Below are 17,072 nucleotides of genomic sequence, written 5' to 3' on the forward strand. Positions count from 1 at the left end.
TTGCTCCAGCCGTTGAGTAATCAGCGGAGTGTTTGGTTGTGCTCGGACTTGTTGTATGGCGCTCCGGCGGATTCGGCGGCCTCGGCGCGCAACATGTCGAAGTAGTCGTTGACCGTGGCTGTGACCTCGGTCTTGGACTAATCTTCACCGATGCGAATGATGCTGAACCCCCGCTTGGTCAGCGCGAGTACCACCGTGGCTTCGCCCCCCCCCCCGAAAAGCTGTCTGCTGCGAGCGGCCCTTGGTCGGGAAACTGCTTGCCAAAAAACGACGATGGCAATGGCCAACGGCTCCGCTACAGCCCGGGAGTTGTATTAGGTATGGATGCTCATGTGCAGCCACGGCTTCGTCTCTGGCTGTACTTGAATTCCATTTCTGCTATGTGCTGATTGGACGCCTTGCAATACGCCATTGCATCGTCGATTGCGGCATTGGCCCGCTGCTGAGCGAATGACCTCTGGCAGCAGCGCCTCGATCTTCTGCTCCAATTCGTACCGCTCGACGGCTTCCTGAATCAACGCCTCGATCCTTGAGCGGATGTCTCCGGACTGACCAACAAGTGCCGCCCGCTGGTGGTCTTTGATCTGAACGAGTATTTCTAAAGTGGCTGCGCTCAAGACGGGGCCTCCAATATGAGTGGCTTCTCTACACTGGGACCTGGCTGCATGCCTTTCATTCGTTGAAGACCTGCGGCATCTTTTTGCTATCCTTTTCATCATCAGAACCTACAGCTGGGAAATCCCATAAAGACCTAGAACTACAGGGTCATAAAGAGCCTAGACCCTATCGAGGGGGACACCTTCCAGATACATAAGGTCTACTACGACGAAAACGGCAAAATCGAAATGTGGACGGAGCGCCCTATAGAGCTTGCTGAGAGGTCAATGGAAAGCTCAGAGAGCACTTTAAAAGATATGCTTGATGCCACTCGCAAGCCGGCGCTACATGAAGCATCGGTCGACGGCAAAGAGCTGCTGGTACCAGTGCCGTTTTCAGCGTCGAATCGAGAACCGTCGGACCTCCGAAATCACGATGTCCACACACCTGAAAACACAGACCATCATCACGATGAAGCATGAGCCAGTTCGCGGTTAGGATTGAGCGCTGTATAGAGCCCCAAGGAACCTCGAAAAGGCAGAGGCAACGACCAACAGAGACAAGCCGACGCCGCAGTGTAGGTCAAAGACCCTTAGGCAGACCCAAGAAACCAGAAAGCCCCGGAATCCGGGGCTCTCAGGTTAAGTAATGGCGGAGAGATAGGGATTTGAACCCCGTAGGGCTACCGTCAGCAACGCCGTAGGCCACCTAAACCAGGTTGTAAAAAAATCCGAAGTGGCTTACGACGGCGTCAAACGGCTTCGGTTTTGCCCTAAATTTGTCCTAAGATTTTTACTTGTTTAGCCAAAGGCCGGTCTACCTCGACGCACAGGCAAGCCCATTGCTCGCAGCAAGATGCGTACCTGTGGGACCAGAAGTTCGCTAATACAATCCTTGCACTAAATCGGCTAGCTATAGCCAACATGCGGAATATGGGCGCGCACCCTCATACCCTTACCTCCAAGCCAACTCTGACAGCCAGCTAGGATACAGCCATGACTGCCCTGTATTTTTCGCCCATTCTCCTAGGCATCAATCTGATGGCAGCCAGCGCGGTAGCCTGTACTGCCCTATGGTATTACTCACGCCCTTACCATGGCCCGGGCATTTGGACCTGCGGAGTACTGACGCTCGTTCTGGGTTTGCTTCTTTTTATTGGTGATTTAGCCACGGGCAGTCCGCTGATGCGTATCGCCGGCTTTACCCTGCAGCTTTCAGGAGAGGCTCTGCTGGTTGTAGGCATATTCAGCTTCCTCAACCGCTCTCCGGCCTGGTGGATCGTACCGAGCTGTGCTGGGGCAATTTGCGCAATCTCTTCGTGGCAATGGATAACGGGGAATACAAATTCTGAGCTATTGCTCGCCATTTATTCGCTCTTCGGTGCGCTGCTGCCCGCATTAGCCAGTTGCGCACTTTGGTTGGCACGGGGCGAAGTTGAACTACGCCATGTTCGCCGCTTTGTCGCGATTATATTTGGTGGCCTGGCGCTAGTTGCGTCAGCCAGCGGCCTTGTTGCTCTGTTCGAGAGCCAAACGGGGCTTGCGCAGCCAGACGAAAACCACTCCGCGTCGTACTTGCTTTCCTTCCACTTGGGGGTTCCGTTGTGGATTATTGCCCTGTTCGGCTTGGCTCTACTGACGATGCGCCGAATACTACTCGACAGCCAGCACAACGCATCTGCGGCACAGGTCAATGCAAAACGCTTCGAGCGCCTAATGAACGTTGCTAATGCAGGGGTTCTAATATCGCGCTACGGTGTGATTGTCGATGCCAACCCAATGCTGGGAAGCCTTTTTACACGTTCTCACCACGCGCTGATTGGGCAGCCTCTAACAACGCTATTCGACGTCGACAATGACCTAGCAGCCCAAATCACAGCTGCTAACGGGCAGCCGAAAGATCGCCAAGCCATACGTAGCGATGGAAGCCACTTTTCCGCCGAATTCTGCATAGTGTCTCTGGAGGATGGAAGCCAAGTAGCCGAAATCCGAGATGTCAGTGACCGTAAGGCACTCGAAGATGAACTCCGAACTATGGCTACCCGGGATCCGCTAACCGGAGCCCTGAACCGGCGTGCCTTTGCCGAGCGAGCGGAACATGAGCTGTTACGTAGCAATCGACAGGGAGCAGCTCTGTGCTTAGCGGTTTTTGATTTGGACCACTTTAAACAGATCAATGACCAGTACGGACACGCTGTGGGCGATCAGGTACTTCAGCAGTTCAGTCAACTGTGCCAGGCTCAAATACGCCGCACAGACCCCTTCGCTCGTTTCGGTGGTGAGGAATTCGTGTTGCTTTTACCGGATACGGATCAGAAACAAGCCACCGCTTTGCTGCAGCGGCTACGCTTAAGCTGGGCTAGGGAAATCGTGAAAACTTCCCAAGGCCCTCTGCACTCGACTGTCAGCATTGGCCTAGTGCAAGTTGACGATACTGCGCCATTTGAGCGCTGGTTCGAACGTGCGGATGCAGCCCTTTATCAAGCAAAACACGCAGGGCGCAATCGAGTAGAAATAGGATAAAGATGCCGCTGAAATGCGAGATCGAGTGAGAAGAATTGCCCCATCGGCGCTGCGGACCAAATAGGCCCGCGGCGTCACCTTATCGCGAAGCGCCTTTTTAATCCCCTTAAGGAAAGGTGTGCAACACCCTTACTTGATTAGTAACTGAGGCCTCGTCGACATAGCCGATAGCGTCGGCCTCCGCGGCGACCTTGGCTACCACCTCGGCATCGCTGGCCACGCTAGGCAGCGGCTGGCCTTTGCCTGTGAACACCAGACCAGACCAGTAAGACTTTAGCTGCGCCTCGTTCTTGTTGGTGACCGCGGCGTAGAACTTCTCTTTGGTCGGGCTCCAATCCTTCTGGTCGACGCCCTTCAGCGACTTGCTCTTGCCCAGAAAGATGTTGGCCACGTCGGATTCGGACAGCATGGCCGATGAGCCGGCGTTGATGATCACGGCAACCTCGGCGTGAGCCAGGGCGGCGGCACCCAGGCTGGCGGCGGCGAGGAGGATGCGAATGGACTGCTTCATATGCCTTATCCTTAAAACACGAAATCGACGCCGGCGCTGATGATGTCGCCGTCGTAGTTGCGAGTCGGAATGCCTAAGGCTCCGTTGGAAACGTTGCTGGCGGAGTTGTCGTACAGCTCCTGAGCGTTGCGCACGAACACGCCATCGTAGCCACCGCGGCTGTCGACACGTTTGTACTCGCCTTTCAGCACCACGGTCGGCAGAACGTTGTAGTTCAGGCCGAAGGTCCAAGAGCTCTGACGGCCCTCATCCTCGTCCAGCTGTGCGTAGGTGACGTGGGCGAGGAAGTCGCCGAAGCGGCGACCGCCCATCATATAGAAAGCCTGAGTACTGCCAGTGCCGTCCCCTTCTATCAGGAGATGGGTCCACTCGTTGGCGGTCAGCCAGGTACCGGTATCGTACTGGTAGCCGATCGAGGTGAATTTCCCCTTGTCCTTGTCCAGGGCCAGCAGGGTGGCGGAGTTCGAGTTGCCGAAGTTGTCAGTGAAGCTGCCGGCGATCTCGGTCTTGATATCAGCCTCGACGTAACCGACGCGGAACGCGCCAAAGTCGTTGGTGGCCAAGCTCGCATTGATTCCGAAGATCCGGCTGTAGTCCACATCGAAGTTCTCGTCGAAATAATGTTCCTCCCGCTCCTTGGCTTGGCCAGCGGCAACCTGCAAAGCCACGGAGCCAATCGATAGTGGCAAGTTGTAAATCAGGTCGGCACCTTCGTAGTTGGACAGCTGGACCTGGCTGTAGACCTCGTCCGGCAGGCGCAGCCAGGGATAGCTGAAGCCAACGTCGATGCTCTCGGAGTACATGTACATTGGCGTGCGAAGACGGCCGACACGCAGCATCAGGTTGTCGGTGCTTTGCCAGGACAGATAGGCCCATTCCAGGTTCGCCTTCCACTTATCGGCGTAGGCCTTAGCGGTGGCCTGCAGGGTCAGGTCGACCGTGTCGGTGATGCCGTAGGTCAGCTGACCGCCGAACTTGCTCAGCTGATCGCCGCGCCAGGAGTCGGTGGTTTGACCTGAAACGCCGTAGCCGCGACCGTCGTCCTCCCCCCCCAGATGGGTGACACCAATTGTGCCGAAGCCGTTGAAGCGAGATTTGCCTTGCTCGAACGCGAAGACGGGTGTGGCTGCCAAGCACGCGGCCGCTAGGCTGATGACGCGTATTGCAGTCATTAAGTGATGCTCCTCGAATGTGGCGTTAAACGCGAAATTGAACCGTGGCCGCACGCAAGTGATCGCCTGTGCTGACCAACCGCTCGCCTAAACGGGCAGTGGCGCATGCCCCATTGGCAGATGCCTGCGCATCCTTCTGAACCACTTGGGTTTCTTGTTGGATAGAGCTCGACAGGCCGATCTGCTCATGGGTGAGCCGGGCGATGTCGGCGTTCAGCTCGTCGATCTGGCCCACCGCCACAGCGATGGACTCGAGCATGCGAGTGGCTTCCACCGAGCGCTCGATGCTGTGCTGGGCCTTGCCGCCGTTGGCGTTCATCACGTTGAGCACACCGTTGGAGCTGTTCTGTAACCGCTGGATGATCTGCTGGATTTCGGCGGTGGAGGCAGCGGTCTTCTGCGCCAGGTTGCGCACTTCATCGGCGACCACAGCAAAGCCGCGCCCTTGTTCGCCAGCGCGGGCGGCTTCAATCGCAGCATTTAGGGCGAGCAGGTTGGTCTGCTCAGCGATGCTACGAATCACGGTAAGCACCGAGCCAACCTGTTGGGTCTCTTCTTCCAACTGCTGCATAGCCTGCACCGCCCCCAACACGCTACTGCCCAAGTCGTTGATGCTGTCGGACAGACAGCCGATGCTGGCGCGCGCGGCGTCGGCCTGACGCGAAGCGGAGCCGGCGCTTTCTGACGCCTGCTGCGAGCGCTGTGCCACTTCCTGGATGCGGTTGGTCATGGTGTGAATGTCGCACCCAATAGTGTCAGTGTGGCCCTGCTGTGACGTGGCTCTCTCCTCTAATTGCTTCGTCAACCGGTACAGTTCTTGAGATATCTGCCGCAATGGGTCCGCCGCATCGATGACTTCTCGGATGGTGCGCTGCAGCTTGTCGAGGAAACTATTGAAAAGCCGGGTCATCTCGCCGATCTCATCATGCGAGTCGACATTGACCCGGCGGGTCAGGTCACCATCGCCGCGAGCGATGGCCTGCAGGGAGTCGATCACGCCGTGCACGTTGCACATGATCCCGCGGATGATCAACCAGGCGCCGATACCGACCAGAGCCATCAGCAGGGCACTGAGGATGTATCCGGCGCGGGTGGTCTCGGCGTTGTCGGTGCGGGCCTGGCCGAGGGTGCTCTGGAAATCCTCGTAGGCGTGGGCGCGAAAAGCCGCGCCAAGCTGTTGTGCGGCGGTAAGGTCGCTGGCCATGCGGTCCAGACTTGGGCGCAGGTCTTCGAAGCCGGCACTGCCCTTGATCAATTGCTCGGAGGCGGACAGGGCATTGTCGGAATAGCGGCCGATGGCGTGGCGCCAGTTCTCCAATTCGCCGGCGCGTTCGCTGTTAGCACGGATCAGCGGCTGCAGTAGCTGCTGTAGCTCGGCGATGTCCGCCAACACCTTGCGCGCCTCCTTCAGCGTCGCCAGCTCGCCGGCCGCCACTGCGCTATTGAGCAAACCGGGCAGGCGGGAGAACTGGAAGTTCGCCGCGTCGGCCTTCTCCAATATGGGAAAGAACCTAGCCTCAAGGGTGTCTAGGCGAGCATCGTTGGCAGACAACTGCACGGAGGTGTAGCCCACGAACAACAGCAGACCGAGCAAGGCAGCGGCTGGCAGCAGGGACAACTTCAAGCTCAGTGACAACTTCTTAAGCACTTGGGCACATCCATCGCGATACCGTGATCGCACAAATGATTCAACCGACAGACTCAGAGCACCTAGTAGCTGCTCGAGGACTAGCCAGAGATGGAAGTGGCATAGCTAATACCCCAGGAAGGCAGAAGCGAGACACTGCTGCCTGTATTTTACATAACTATCGTTACGTTAAAAGCCCCCTGCATTCATTGGAAAAAAAACGCCGGGCTGCAGGTTGAGCTTTCCGAGCAACGCTCTAGGCATTGCAGATGAAGCAAGTGCACAGCAGAAGGAGAAGATGGGTGGATATCGGTACAAGCTGACGCCATGTCCTTCATCGGTGCAGCTGAGAGCGATCGTCGGGCTGGCAGGACTGCCGCCCGGGATTAGGCCAAGAGTCGAGCGCATAGCCCGCGCTGCCCGCTGCAATGCAAGGGCAAGGGCAAGGGCAAGGAGCACTCACCTACACCGCGAAACGCACCCCCCAAAAACGACTTAACATAACAGCTGTTGCGATAATTAAAATCTGCTGCTAGCCTCGAGTCACGTCGGTGAAAAGTCCTGGGGAAAAGCACCATGTACGACTCTCTGCGCAAAGCGTTCCAAGAAGATGGGGCAGTCCTGATCAAAGGTCTGCTAAACGAGGAGCAAATGGCTCGGTGCCGAGCGGCCTACGACTGGTCGGTGGCAAACCATGGCCCCCACGCCACCCGCATGTTCAGTGGGACTGTGCAGCAATCACACGTCGATAACGCCAATCCGCTGGCTAAGGAACGCCTGGAGGAACTGGTGGCCTCGCTGCCCTTCGGCCAGGTGTTCGCCGACCTATGGGGCTCGAAACAAGTCTGGTACTTCGCCGAGGAGGTATTTCTCAAGGCCGGCGGTCACGGGGCTCGCACGCTCTGGCACCAAGACACCTCCTACCTGCCCTGGACTGGCCAGCACTGGGGCAACGCCTGGATCAGCTTCGAATCCGTGCCCAAGCAGAACGCGCTGGAGATCATTCGTGGCTCGCACCGCGGCCCGCGCTATGACGGGACCACCTTTCGCGATCCGAACGACCCGACCCAGCCCTTGCATGGTGGTGACGCCCTGCCCCGGCTGCCCGATATCGAGGCCGAGCGTCAGTTGAACCCCGACGCCTACGACATCCTGTCCTGGGCCACCGAACCCGGCGATGTGGTGCTGATCCACCCCGGCTCGCTGCATGGCGGCGCCCCTGTCGACCATAGCTTCCCGGATCGCCACACCTTCGTATTCCGCTTTTTCGGCGATAACGCGACCTTCCGCCCGCTGCCGGAGTACAGCGGCTCGGGCTATCCGACGGCGGGCATTCTGTTTACCGAGGAGCTATCGAACCTGAAAGCGGGCGAGCCGTTCCGCCACCCCACCTTCCGCCAGCTCGTGTAACTGGAGATCCACTGATGAATGCCCAACCCCCGAAGCGACAGCTAATCAACCCGCCGCACACCCAGGTGTTCTACGACACCTTCCATTACTCCCAGGCGACACGCGTAGGCGACATGATCTGGGTGTCCGGTCAGGTCGGAATCGTCGACGCCAGCATGACCCCGGGCAAGGATATCGAGGAGCAGGCGCATCTGGCGTTCCAGGCTCTGAAGACCATTCTCGAAGCGGCTGGCGCCAGCCTGGCCGACGTGGTCGAGCTGATGACCTTCCATACCGAACTTCAAGCCGACATGCAGGCCTTCGCGCAGGTCAAAGACCAGTATTTTCCCGACCGCTATCCATCCTGGACCGCGGTGGGCACCACGGAACTGGCCCTGCCTGGCTTGCGCGTGGAAATCCGTGCAGTCGCGGTCGCAGGTTGCGGCAGCGCCTGATCACAACACGACTCAGCGCCTCATGGGCGCCGATACATCACCAGCAAGGAACCCATCATGGCTACCCTGATCGTCAGCTATCCCCTGGCCGAAGGCTCGACCTTCGACCGGGACTACTATCTGTCCACCCACATCCCGCTGGCCCAGGCCGCCTGGGGTGAGTTCGGGCTGCAATCGGCCGAGATCCTCTCTCCAGCGGCGGGTCCGCAGCCTCTCGCGGGCCTGGTCATTCTGCGCTTCAAGGATCAGGCCAGTATCGATGCCGCGCTCGGCTCCCCCGTGACCGCCAAGGTCATCGGCGACGTGGCAAACTTCACCAACATCGCGCCGCTGATCTTCCGCGCCAGCGACTGACCCATCGCGCGCCTGCCGCAAAAGCGTTGCGACGCCCAGGCCCGCCCGATCAGCGCGGGCTCGGTGCCCCGCCAGCCGAGACGCCATTCACCGCGAAGCGGCAAGGATGCTTTCTGCAGGTAATTTCCCTATGCTGGCGCCGGTGCAACGCTTCCCTGCCACGGATCAACGACTCAACTCGGCCCCTATCTGCTATGTCCGACTCGCAACCCCCCGCCTCCCCGCCCCGCAACCGTAAAGTGCGTAAGAGCGACTCGGAACCCGCGGCGCGCCGCGGACGCCCGGTGGGGGATCACAATGCCAAGCGCGCCGAACTGCTCAATGCCGCCCTCAGGGTGATTGCGCAGGAGGGATATGCCGGCGCCTCGATGCGCAAGGTGGCACAACAGGCCGGCTGCACCACAGGCGCCGTGACCTACTACTTTGCCAATAAAGAGGAAATGATCACCGCCGTAGCCCAGAACCTGTTCGATGAGATCGACACCCTACTGGAGATCAACCAGGAGCGGATCGACATCAAAGGACTCGTTGGCCAATGGCTTGACTCGATGGGCGGAGACGAGCCGAATGGCTGGCTTACCTGGCTGCAGTTACTCGCCCACGCACGCCATGAACCCGCCTTCGCCAGCGTCATCAAGCAGCGCTATGCGCGCTTCCGCCAGGTGTTCACCGCGCTACTGGAAAAAGGCCAAAGCCAGGGTCTGATTCGAACCGATATCCCCGCCGATCTGCTCGCCGACCAGGTCAGCGCCATCAGCGATGGCTGGATGATGTTGATGCCGATCGAGCCCGAGCGATTCAGCGCGGAACGCGGTCAGGCCCTGCTCAACGCCCTTATCACCATGATCGCGCCTCCCAAGCCTGCGCCCGCACGCAAGCCATCCGCCACGAAGGCCTCGGCCAAGTAACCGGTGGTACCCACCCAAGAGACCGGGGAGAACCCCGGTCTCTTGCTGTGAACGCTCCTAAAAAACACAACACCCTCGCCCCATGAGCCGAACACTCGTGAGGATCGCGCACGAACCCCGATCGGATCTACGACAGACTCAGGCCCGTCCAATCCTGCTAAAGCAATGGCCAAATGACGCTTTGCATGATGGGGAGGAGTACTGTACTTTGCATAACAGATGAAATAATAAATAAAACATCTGTCGGAGGCCAAAGTGGGAGCAGAAAGGAAAACGCAGCCGTCGCCTCTGAACGCCAAGACGCTACTGGTTCTTGCATTGGCAGCCATTTCGAGCCAGGCGGTCGCTAAGGAAGTCGTGCGGGTGCACAACTGGTCCGACTACATCGATCCTGCCGTCGTGCAGGACTTCGAGCGCGAGACCGGTATCAAGGTCGACTACTCCACCTATACGACCGCAGCCCAGTTGGAGGCCGATCTGGATTCGGGCGAACGCTTCGACGTGATTGTCCCCTCCGATTTTCAGCTCGATCGCTTGATCAAAGAAAACCGGCTTGCCCCGCTTGATTTCCGTGAGCTGCCTAATCGCCAAGAAGTCAGTCGCGAACTGCTGCTCAGGCTCAATTCCAGAATCAATGCGGATCTCTACGCCGTCCCGTACATGTGGGGCACGGCCGGCCTGGTCGTCCATGAGCGTAAGGCGTCCCGCGCACTGCAGGCCCCTGTTCCCAACAGCTGGAGCGTCCTGTTCGACCCGTCCAATGTCGACAAGCTGAGGTCCTGTGGCGTGATGCTACAGAACGAACCGGAGCACAACCTGTTCCTGTATCTGACCTACAAAGGCAAGAACCTGAAAACCAGCAGTGCTCGCAGCATCAACAAGGCCGTTCAGGAGATCCGCAGCCTGGAGCTGGCGTCCAGCCCGCAGCCATTCACGGCCTTCGTCTCACAGCTGACCGACGGCAAGGTATGTGCTGCGATGGCCTGGAACGGGCTCGCTTCGCTGGCCAACGCGAGCGGCGAGCTGCGCTTCAGCATTCCGCAAGAGGGCAGCTTGCAGTTCATCGACAGCCTTGCCATTCCCGGCAATGCCGGCAACGTACCAGCGGCGTACCGCTTTATCGATTACCTGCTGAAGCCGGAAAACGCGGTGCGCAATGCCAGGGCAAGCCACTTCCTGCCCAGCCTGGACCTGGATCGGAACGGCAATCGGCGCCTGCTGCCGGAGCTGGCCGTGCCAACCCAGGATGAACGGCGACGCCTGTACCTCGGGCAACCGCTATCCAATGACCAGCGACGAACCATCGAAGCGGCGTGGGCAGAGGCGGACGCCGAACGCCAGAACTGAGCCGCGGGCCGAGGCTGGGGGCGATCCCGGCCCCCAGCGCTTCGCCGCTCATGCAGCTCCCGCGTAAGCCGCCCATGGCGTCGTCAAGCTCCTAGCACCGCCTGCACTACCTGCCTTCATCGACGCGCAGCAAGCGGAGCACTCAAGCCCTGCCCATGCACCTCACGAACGCCGCTCGGTTTCTCTTGGCGTCGGTTCGATTTCGATGTATTTTCGTAACATTCGTTTTTTTAATTACAACAACCAGCATGACAGAGGCGAAGATGATTTCAGACAACGATGAGCTGTCGCCCTCCGAGCGCCAGCGACGCTTGTTGCTGCAGGCCATCGGTGGCGCGACCTTGATCGGTGGCCTGGCACTCAGCGGGCGGTCCATGGCGCAGACGGCAACACGCCCAGAAGAGGATGTGTTGGATGTCGCGATCATCGGCGCCGGCCTGGCCGGCCTGACCGCGGCGCGGGATCTGCAACGCGCCGGCTGCGAGGCCTTCGTCGTGCTGGAGGCGCGGGACCGGGTCGGTGGACGCACCTATAACCACGACCTGGGCAAGGACGTCGTCTCGGAAGCCGGCGGCCAGTGGATCGGCCCCGGGCAAACCGCCATCTTCGACCTGGCGCGCGAACTCGGGGTCGACACCTTCCCGACCTATTACCAGGGCAAGAACGTCTACCTTGCAGGCACAGCCAAATACGCAGAGGACGTGACACAGGCCGCCCACAGCCCACTCATCGAGAAGCTGAACGAGCTCGCCCGCGACGTACCCAGCAAGGCACCATGGGCGGCAACTGATGCCGAGGCCCTCGACAAGCTCTCGGTCGGCGAGTGGCTGGCGCAGCAAGGCGTCAACAACGAAGAAAAACTCAGCTTCGATACGTCCATAGGACTGACCACCGGCACCCCGCCCTCAAACTTGGCACTGCTGCACTACCTGTCGCTGATCAACTCCGCCGACTGCGACATGGTGAAGCTCGAGGGCTTCAAGGGCGGGGCCCAGGAGACCCGCTTCACGGGCGGCTCGCAGATCCTCAGTACCAGGATAGCGGAGGCCTTGGGTGACAAAGTCAAATTGTCATGCCCCGTGCGCAAGATCGTCGGCTGGGACCGTGATGTCGTCGAACTGCATACCGATCAGGGCATCATCCGCGCCCGCCAAATCATCGCCGCCTTGCACCCTGCCCTATGCAACCAGATCCACTTCGAGCCGCCGCTGCCCGAAGGTCGTGCGCAGTTGCAACAGCTTTGGCCGTCCCACGCGCCCATGCGCAAGACGGTGCATGTCTATGACCGTCCGTTCTGGCGCGACCAGGGCATGAACGGCCAGGTCAGCCAAGCCAGCGGGCCGTTGATCCTGTCCTACGACAACTCGCCTCCGGATGGCAGCGTCGGCGTCCTCAGCGCCTTCGTCCGAGCCGGTCAACTGCCCCAGGATGCCAAGCGCGCAGAGACCATCCTCGCGCAGATCTATGCCCAAGCGCTAGGCGACGAGGCGCTGCATCCCACCCAGTTTCACGACCATGACTGGGGCAAGGTCGATCCCTGGACGCTGACCTGCGTCGCATCGATACCGCCCGGCTTCCTAACCCAATGGGGCCAGTACCTGAAACCCGCGGTTGGCCGGCTGATCTGGTCAGGCACCGAGACGGCCGAAATCTGGGCCAGTTCGATGGATGGCGCGGTTCGCTCCGGCCACCAGGCGGCATTGGAGGCCCTCCAGGCACTGCTGCAAACTCGGAGGAGCGTCTGATGAAACGAGCATTGGTGATAGGTGCGGTCGTGACGACGGCCGCCCTGGCAGTATCGGGCGCGATATATGGCCCGGAAATAGTGGCGGGATACCGCTTTATGGAAGCCCTCGACCAACACTATATGGACTACCAGGCCGATGGCGGCGCCTGGCCGCAACTACAGGACAGCTGCAACGTCTGCCATGGTGAAAGAGGCCAGTCCAGGAACGCCCAGTACGCCTCTCTGGCAGGCATGCCCGCTGCCTACATCGAGGCCCAGTTGCACGCCTTCGCCGAAGGCCGCCGGGACAGCCCGCAGATGAGTCCCCTCGCCGCGAGCCTTACCGACCAGCAGATCCAGTCCCTAGCGGCCTACTTCGCTCGCCAGATGGCGCAAAGGACGGAGGCTCCCGCCCACGACTCCGCCCTTGCGCAAAGCGGACAAGCCACAATCGCGGCCAAGAGCTGTACCACCTGTCATGGCGAAGGCCTGGCCGGCGGCCCCCTCGGCCCACGCCTCGCCGGTCAGGGCGAGGGCTATCTGATCGACCAGCTCAACGCCTTCAAGCATGACCGTCGTAAGGACCCGACCCACGCCATGAACGCCATGGCGAGTACTCTATCGGCGGAGGGAATCAGGGCCACGGCCCACTTCCTGGCCAGCCAACCGCCAGCGTCTCCCCCGGTCAAACAGTAGCCTGCAGCCGTGCAGGTGGGCATGGATGCCCGCTCTTCCCAGGACTACCCCCGCTCGCGATGGCATCCGTCTGCTGATTGACCGATGGCAGTGGGACCAGCCATTGCCCTTTGCCCTTTGCCCTTTGCCCTTTGCCCTTTGCCCTTTGCCCTTTGCTGCCGAGGGTAACGGGCAGAGAACGGCCAGAAGCGGTCGCTCGGGTGTGTCGCCAAAACTAGGGGCGACTCACAATGCTAACCAACGCTAGTATCCGACCTGGCCCATACATCTGATGCTCAGCCAAGAGCACACCCTTAACTGATTAAAGCGAGCTGCCACCACTAAATGGATTCAAGAAACAAGCAAATCCCTAGGCCAAAACATTGGCAGGAGTTTGAGGAATTATGCCTCGCCCTTTTTAGGGAAGTCTGGAAAGACAGTCTCGCGCAAAAGAACGGTCGAGCCGGGCAACCTCAACACGGTGTTGATGTGTGGGGGGGAATCGATGGCAGTCGCTCTCGCTTTCAAGGAGTCCAGTGCAAGGGGAAGGACGAGTCGCTTGGCGCGACAGTGTGTGAGTCTGAACTAGTCGCCGAGATCACCAAGGCGGACAAATTTAGCCCTGCATTGGAACATTGGATATTGGCGACCACTGCTCCTACGGACGGGGAATTGCAGCGGATTGCGCGTGAGATTTCTGTCGACAGAGAGCGCCAAGGAAAATTCACCGTCCAAGTGATGGGCTGGGGCGACATCGAGTCCCTACTCTTTAGCCACCCGACCGTGATTGAGGCCTTTTATCCCGAGCTGGGAGTGGACGCTGCAACGCTGGCACGAGCAGTTCAAGTAATCACAGGCGCGGCATTCTTGGCCAATGAATGTCACCCCCTTATCACTCAAAGATCGAATACTCCAGCATGGCGGGAAGTGCTCTTCGATAGTAGTCGTGACATAGGCCCTGCCCTCCTAGGGAGGCCACTTGGGCCGACAGATGCACTCGCCTGCCCGCGCCTTCCTGAAGCCGACTTGGCAATCCAGCAAATGGAAATGGCGTACTCAGCACGACTCATCGGTGAGCCTGGAACAGGAAAATCGGTTTGTGCTTTTCAGGTAGCACACACCTTTGCAACACGTGGCTGGAGGGTTTTTGCCCTCCGTGGCGCCAACGTGGTCCCGGAAAACCTTCCCACTTCTGGTGACAATGGGACCCTTTTGTTGGTGGATGACGCGCATCTAGTCACCGACAGCGACTTGCGAGTACTGGAAGGCCAGGCAACGTCTCAGCGTTTAATCCTCTCTACGCACAGCGCAATTGAGGGTCGAGCAGCGCAACGAGGGGCAGTGCGAATGGATCCACAGGCAGCCATTCGTGCGATTGCGACAGGGCTGCTTGCGGATCGCCGCGCTACGTTGGAAGCAGTACGGCGGGCGGACGGTCATGTGGGCGATCTAATGATGGACGTTTCGCTCGAAGAGCGCATCGAACATGCAGCCAAATACGCAGCAGTGCCCTGGCAATTCTGCTTTGTGCTCGGAGGCGGTTGGAGGCGAGCTAACGAAGCTGCAATCACGGCTGGGGTACTTGGTGCTGCGCTGCCACTGGCCGCGGTGACCATTAGGCAGCTAGCGTCCCGTGACTCAAGCTGCTCAGTGGCGGACATCGCAGAACTTCTAACAGCTGCATCGGCCGATACCAGCAACCTAGGTACTGCACTGGATGCGCTCGTCGCAGAGAGATTGGTGATCTCTGCAAATGACTTGCGGTGTCCCCATCAACGATTTGCTGCCGTGTTGCTTGGACGCATTCTCCAGCGCGAAGACGAGGCATCACGGGCCTATGTAGCTGCAATGCTAAACGCTGTGGTTACAGAGCATTCTTTCCCGCTCGCGGGCCTGAGAACACTACTGCATGACCTATGGTTCGTAGACGACAGCAGGTGGCGGCGACTCATCAGGCGCGATTCGCTTGAATCACTTCTTGCTCGCTGCTGGAAAGCAAACGATCCGAGTGAAGTGATGACGGCATGCTTTGTGTTGACCGAAATCGCTTCATATCTCGAAGATGGGATTGCAATCGTTCTTCAAGGAAACGAGTCCACAATCGTTTCGTGGATTGAGCACGCAATCAACCCAATGGGGCATGGGCTCGCGCGCCTGCTGAACGATTTATTGAACAAGAAAGAAGAGCTTGCCATCGAGCTTACCCGCAGGGTGAATCCGATGGTGATATCCAGCTTTATTTCTAATATTGACGCCGCAAGCGTTGGCCATGTCGCTGACTTGGCAAAGAGCCTACGGCTAGGGCATGGGGATCCGTGGGCGCAGACAGTGCTCGAAAACTTGGATCGGGAGAAACTACTAGCTTTAGCGGCATCGTGGCCAACGGAGGCGCCGTTATACCGAATCATCTCTTTGTTCGAGGCGTTGGTGTGGCCAGCTGAGGCGCTGACCCTGGACATGGTCGAGGTATTCCTACCCACCGCGAGGAAGAGACTAATAGAGGATCCAGTCGTACAGTTCCGAGAGCTTGATGACCTTGCGTGGCACGTTCTCAGAGTTCTCGACCCTCTCGGTGTATACACAGGAAAGTATGCGCCTACTGCTAGGCATATCCACCTTGCCCGTATGCTGTTTGACAACGTCGACCTACACGACCTGGCTCGGAAGCTTACCCTGGCACCGCTACGAATGTTTCAGCAAGTGACATTCCTCCTAGCGCTCCTACGCCGAGTATCCCGTCCTAAGTTCAAACGACTGGTAAAGCTGATTGACTGGGATGTACTCGGTGTGACGATCGGGGAGCATTGGAGGCATCTGCCCCACGATGCAGAGACACTCATCGGCGTAGCCGCTAGTACGCGCGAGTCCTGGGCGACCATGGCTAGTTTTGTCCGGAAGTACCTCGGCCACATGGAGACCATGCCCCCGCGATTGGCAGTGATAGCTCCTGATGCGGCTGTCGAATTTGTACGTGGGGGGAAATCCATTGCGCTTGCTAGTTACTCGCATGTTGCATGGAACTATGGCGAATTTGTCATCGCACTTTTCTTGGAAAAAGCTCCTGAATTGTTGCCACCTGCACTAGCGCAATGCATTCCAACCATTGCTAAGGCAGTCTCTGAGGATCACCCGAGTTGGTACAAAGAGTCCTCGCCGATGCTCAAAGCCATGCTGACACATGCGCCTGATAGTCTTCAGCTAGCCCTTGATCTGGTGAGCGCCGACAAGGCAGCGATTGGTTGGAAGGCTGCCTTGGAGGCAGGGGGCAGGAGCAAGAGAACAGTGGATGTACTCCTTCAAGCGGCTAGAGATCGAACGGATGCCATTGGAGACCTTGCCAGGCAGCTCAGGAGGCGAAGAAAGACCCGCAGTATCGGCTAGTACTTCTGCCCCTGATAGCGAGGCTTTCGGCCTAATCCCTTTTTAGCCGCCACCAGCACGCCCAATAGCGGACGCTTAGAAAATAAGCTATCTCCTTTACCAACTTGCAAAACTGAGACAGGGTATGAGGAGATGGAACAGGCGGGAACGCAGCTCCCTGATATCCGGGCTATCTTCAGCAGCACCCTGCTGAACCTTGAATCTACGTTGAAACGGGACAAGGCGCAGGCTAGGACGGCTTTTGCGGTCATCTTTCCGCGCATCGACATCGAACTGCGAGGCGAGGAAGTCTGGACCCAGATAGCAACCGGCCCCACCCTGCAAGTTGCAGTCGGGGCCGATGTCTACAATCGTAGTTGTGGGAAGCCGCATGAACCGTTATCAGTACGTTTGAAATGAGCACAGTGC

14 protein-coding genes are annotated in these 17,072 nt (G+C 58.8%); 10 read left to right on the top strand and 4 right to left on the bottom strand.

Going from position 1 to position 17,072, the window contains the following annotated elements; all coding sequences use genetic code 11:
- Positions 1 to 314: 314 nt before the first annotated feature.
- Positions 315 to 617, bottom strand: a complete 303-nt coding sequence (locus NAV33_RS12820) for a hypothetical protein (RefSeq protein WP_255980583.1) — start codon at positions 615 to 617, stop codon at positions 315 to 317.
- A 975-nt stretch (positions 618 to 1,592) separates the two neighbouring features.
- Here NAV33_RS12820 and NAV33_RS12825 point away from each other — a divergent pair.
- Positions 1,593 to 3,119: a sensor domain-containing diguanylate cyclase gene (locus NAV33_RS12825; protein ID WP_255980585.1), complete on the top strand. Its 1,527-nt coding sequence runs from the start codon at positions 1,593 to 1,595 to the stop codon at positions 3,117 to 3,119.
- Positions 3,120 to 3,225: 106 nt separating this feature from the next.
- Here NAV33_RS12825 and NAV33_RS12830 read toward each other — a convergent pair whose 3' ends face one another.
- The 3 genes from NAV33_RS12830 to NAV33_RS12840 are packed head-to-tail and all read right to left on the bottom strand — an operon-like array spanning position 3,226 to position 6,450.
- Positions 3,226 to 3,630: a phosphate ABC transporter substrate-binding protein gene (locus tag NAV33_RS12830; RefSeq protein WP_255980587.1), complete on the bottom strand. Its 405-nt coding sequence runs from the start codon at positions 3,628 to 3,630 to the stop codon at positions 3,226 to 3,228.
- 11 nt (positions 3,631 to 3,641) lie between these two features.
- Positions 3,642 to 4,802 (bottom strand): hypothetical protein, encoded by a 1,161-nt coding sequence (locus NAV33_RS12835; RefSeq protein ID WP_255980589.1) that lies wholly within the window; start codon positions 4,800 to 4,802, stop codon positions 3,642 to 3,644.
- A gap of 25 nt (positions 4,803 to 4,827) precedes the next feature.
- Positions 4,828 to 6,450, bottom strand: a complete 1,623-nt coding sequence (locus NAV33_RS12840) for a methyl-accepting chemotaxis protein (RefSeq protein ID WP_255980591.1) — start codon at positions 6,448 to 6,450, stop codon at positions 4,828 to 4,830.
- A gap of 555 nt (positions 6,451 to 7,005) precedes the next feature.
- Here NAV33_RS12840 and NAV33_RS12845 point away from each other — a divergent pair.
- The 9 genes from NAV33_RS12845 (at position 7,006) to NAV33_RS12885 (ending at position 17,063) form a co-directional block, all read left to right on the top strand.
- A complete protein-coding gene (locus NAV33_RS12845; RefSeq protein WP_255980593.1) occupies positions 7,006 to 7,839 on the top strand; it encodes a phytanoyl-CoA dioxygenase family protein in 834 nt (277 codons plus the stop codon).
- Between the two features lie 14 nt (positions 7,840 to 7,853).
- The gene (locus NAV33_RS12850) at positions 7,854 to 8,273 is read left to right on the top strand and encodes a RidA family protein (protein WP_255980595.1); all 420 of its coding nucleotides are present in this window, start codon (positions 7,854 to 7,856) and stop codon (positions 8,271 to 8,273) included.
- Between the two features lie 57 nt (positions 8,274 to 8,330).
- Positions 8,331 to 8,627 carry an EthD family reductase gene (locus tag NAV33_RS12855; protein ID WP_255980597.1) on the top strand — a complete coding sequence of 99 codons (297 nt, stop codon included), beginning with the start codon at positions 8,331 to 8,333 and terminating at the stop codon, positions 8,625 to 8,627.
- A 194-nt stretch (positions 8,628 to 8,821) separates the two neighbouring features.
- The gene (locus tag NAV33_RS12860; RefSeq protein WP_255980599.1) at positions 8,822 to 9,535 is read left to right on the top strand and encodes a TetR/AcrR family transcriptional regulator; all 714 of its coding nucleotides are present in this window, start codon (positions 8,822 to 8,824) and stop codon (positions 9,533 to 9,535) included.
- Positions 9,536 to 9,790: 255 nt separating this feature from the next.
- Positions 9,791 to 10,882 (top strand): extracellular solute-binding protein, encoded by a 1,092-nt coding sequence (locus NAV33_RS12865; RefSeq protein WP_255980601.1) that lies wholly within the window; start codon positions 9,791 to 9,793, stop codon positions 10,880 to 10,882.
- Positions 10,883 to 11,145: 263 nt separating this feature from the next.
- Positions 11,146 to 12,627, top strand: a complete 1,482-nt coding sequence (locus tag NAV33_RS12870; RefSeq protein WP_255980603.1) for a flavin monoamine oxidase family protein — start codon at positions 11,146 to 11,148, stop codon at positions 12,625 to 12,627.
- The gene (locus NAV33_RS12875) at positions 12,627 to 13,304 is read left to right on the top strand and encodes a c-type cytochrome (protein WP_255980605.1); all 678 of its coding nucleotides are present in this window, start codon (positions 12,627 to 12,629) and stop codon (positions 13,302 to 13,304) included. The genes NAV33_RS12870 and NAV33_RS12875 overlap by 1 nt, the downstream gene beginning before the upstream one ends.
- Positions 13,305 to 13,628: 324 nt before the next feature.
- A complete protein-coding gene (locus NAV33_RS12880; RefSeq protein WP_255980607.1) occupies positions 13,629 to 16,664 on the top strand; it encodes a hypothetical protein in 3,036 nt (1,011 codons plus the stop codon).
- Positions 16,665 to 16,796: 132 nt separating this feature from the next.
- The gene (locus tag NAV33_RS12885; protein WP_255980609.1) at positions 16,797 to 17,063 is read left to right on the top strand and encodes a hypothetical protein; all 267 of its coding nucleotides are present in this window, start codon (positions 16,797 to 16,799) and stop codon (positions 17,061 to 17,063) included.
- Positions 17,064 to 17,072 lie beyond the last annotated feature (9 nt).

It is taken from the genome of Stutzerimonas stutzeri (assembly GCF_024448715.1).
Taxonomy (GTDB): Bacteria; Pseudomonadota; Gammaproteobacteria; order Pseudomonadales; family Pseudomonadaceae; genus Stutzerimonas; species Stutzerimonas stutzeri_AR.

Bases quoted from the DNA above. Each gene is read 5' to 3' on its own strand.
- NAV33_RS12825 (WP_255980585.1), top strand. From the start codon at position 1,593: ATGACTGCCCTGTATTTTTCGCCCATTCTCCTAGGCATCAATCTGATG.
- NAV33_RS12830 (WP_255980587.1), bottom strand. From the start codon at position 3,630: ATGAAGCAGTCCATTCGCATCCTCCTCGCCGCCGCCAGCCTGGGTGCC.
- NAV33_RS12835 (WP_255980589.1), bottom strand. From the start codon at position 4,802: ATGACTGCAATACGCGTCATCAGCCTAGCGGCCGCGTGCTTGGCAGCC.
- NAV33_RS12845 (WP_255980593.1), top strand. From the start codon at position 7,006: ATGTACGACTCTCTGCGCAAAGCGTTCCAAGAAGATGGGGCAGTCCTG.
- NAV33_RS12850 (WP_255980595.1), top strand. From the start codon at position 7,854: ATGAATGCCCAACCCCCGAAGCGACAGCTAATCAACCCGCCGCACACC.
- NAV33_RS12855 (WP_255980597.1), top strand. From the start codon at position 8,331: ATGGCTACCCTGATCGTCAGCTATCCCCTGGCCGAAGGCTCGACCTTC.
- NAV33_RS12860 (WP_255980599.1), top strand. From the start codon at position 8,822: ATGTCCGACTCGCAACCCCCCGCCTCCCCGCCCCGCAACCGTAAAGTG.
- NAV33_RS12870 (WP_255980603.1), top strand. From the start codon at position 11,146: ATGATTTCAGACAACGATGAGCTGTCGCCCTCCGAGCGCCAGCGACGC.
- NAV33_RS12875 (WP_255980605.1), top strand. From the start codon at position 12,627: ATGAAACGAGCATTGGTGATAGGTGCGGTCGTGACGACGGCCGCCCTG.
- NAV33_RS12880 (WP_255980607.1), top strand. From the start codon at position 13,629: ATGGATTCAAGAAACAAGCAAATCCCTAGGCCAAAACATTGGCAGGAG.
- NAV33_RS12885 (WP_255980609.1), top strand. From the start codon at position 16,797: ATGGAACAGGCGGGAACGCAGCTCCCTGATATCCGGGCTATCTTCAGC.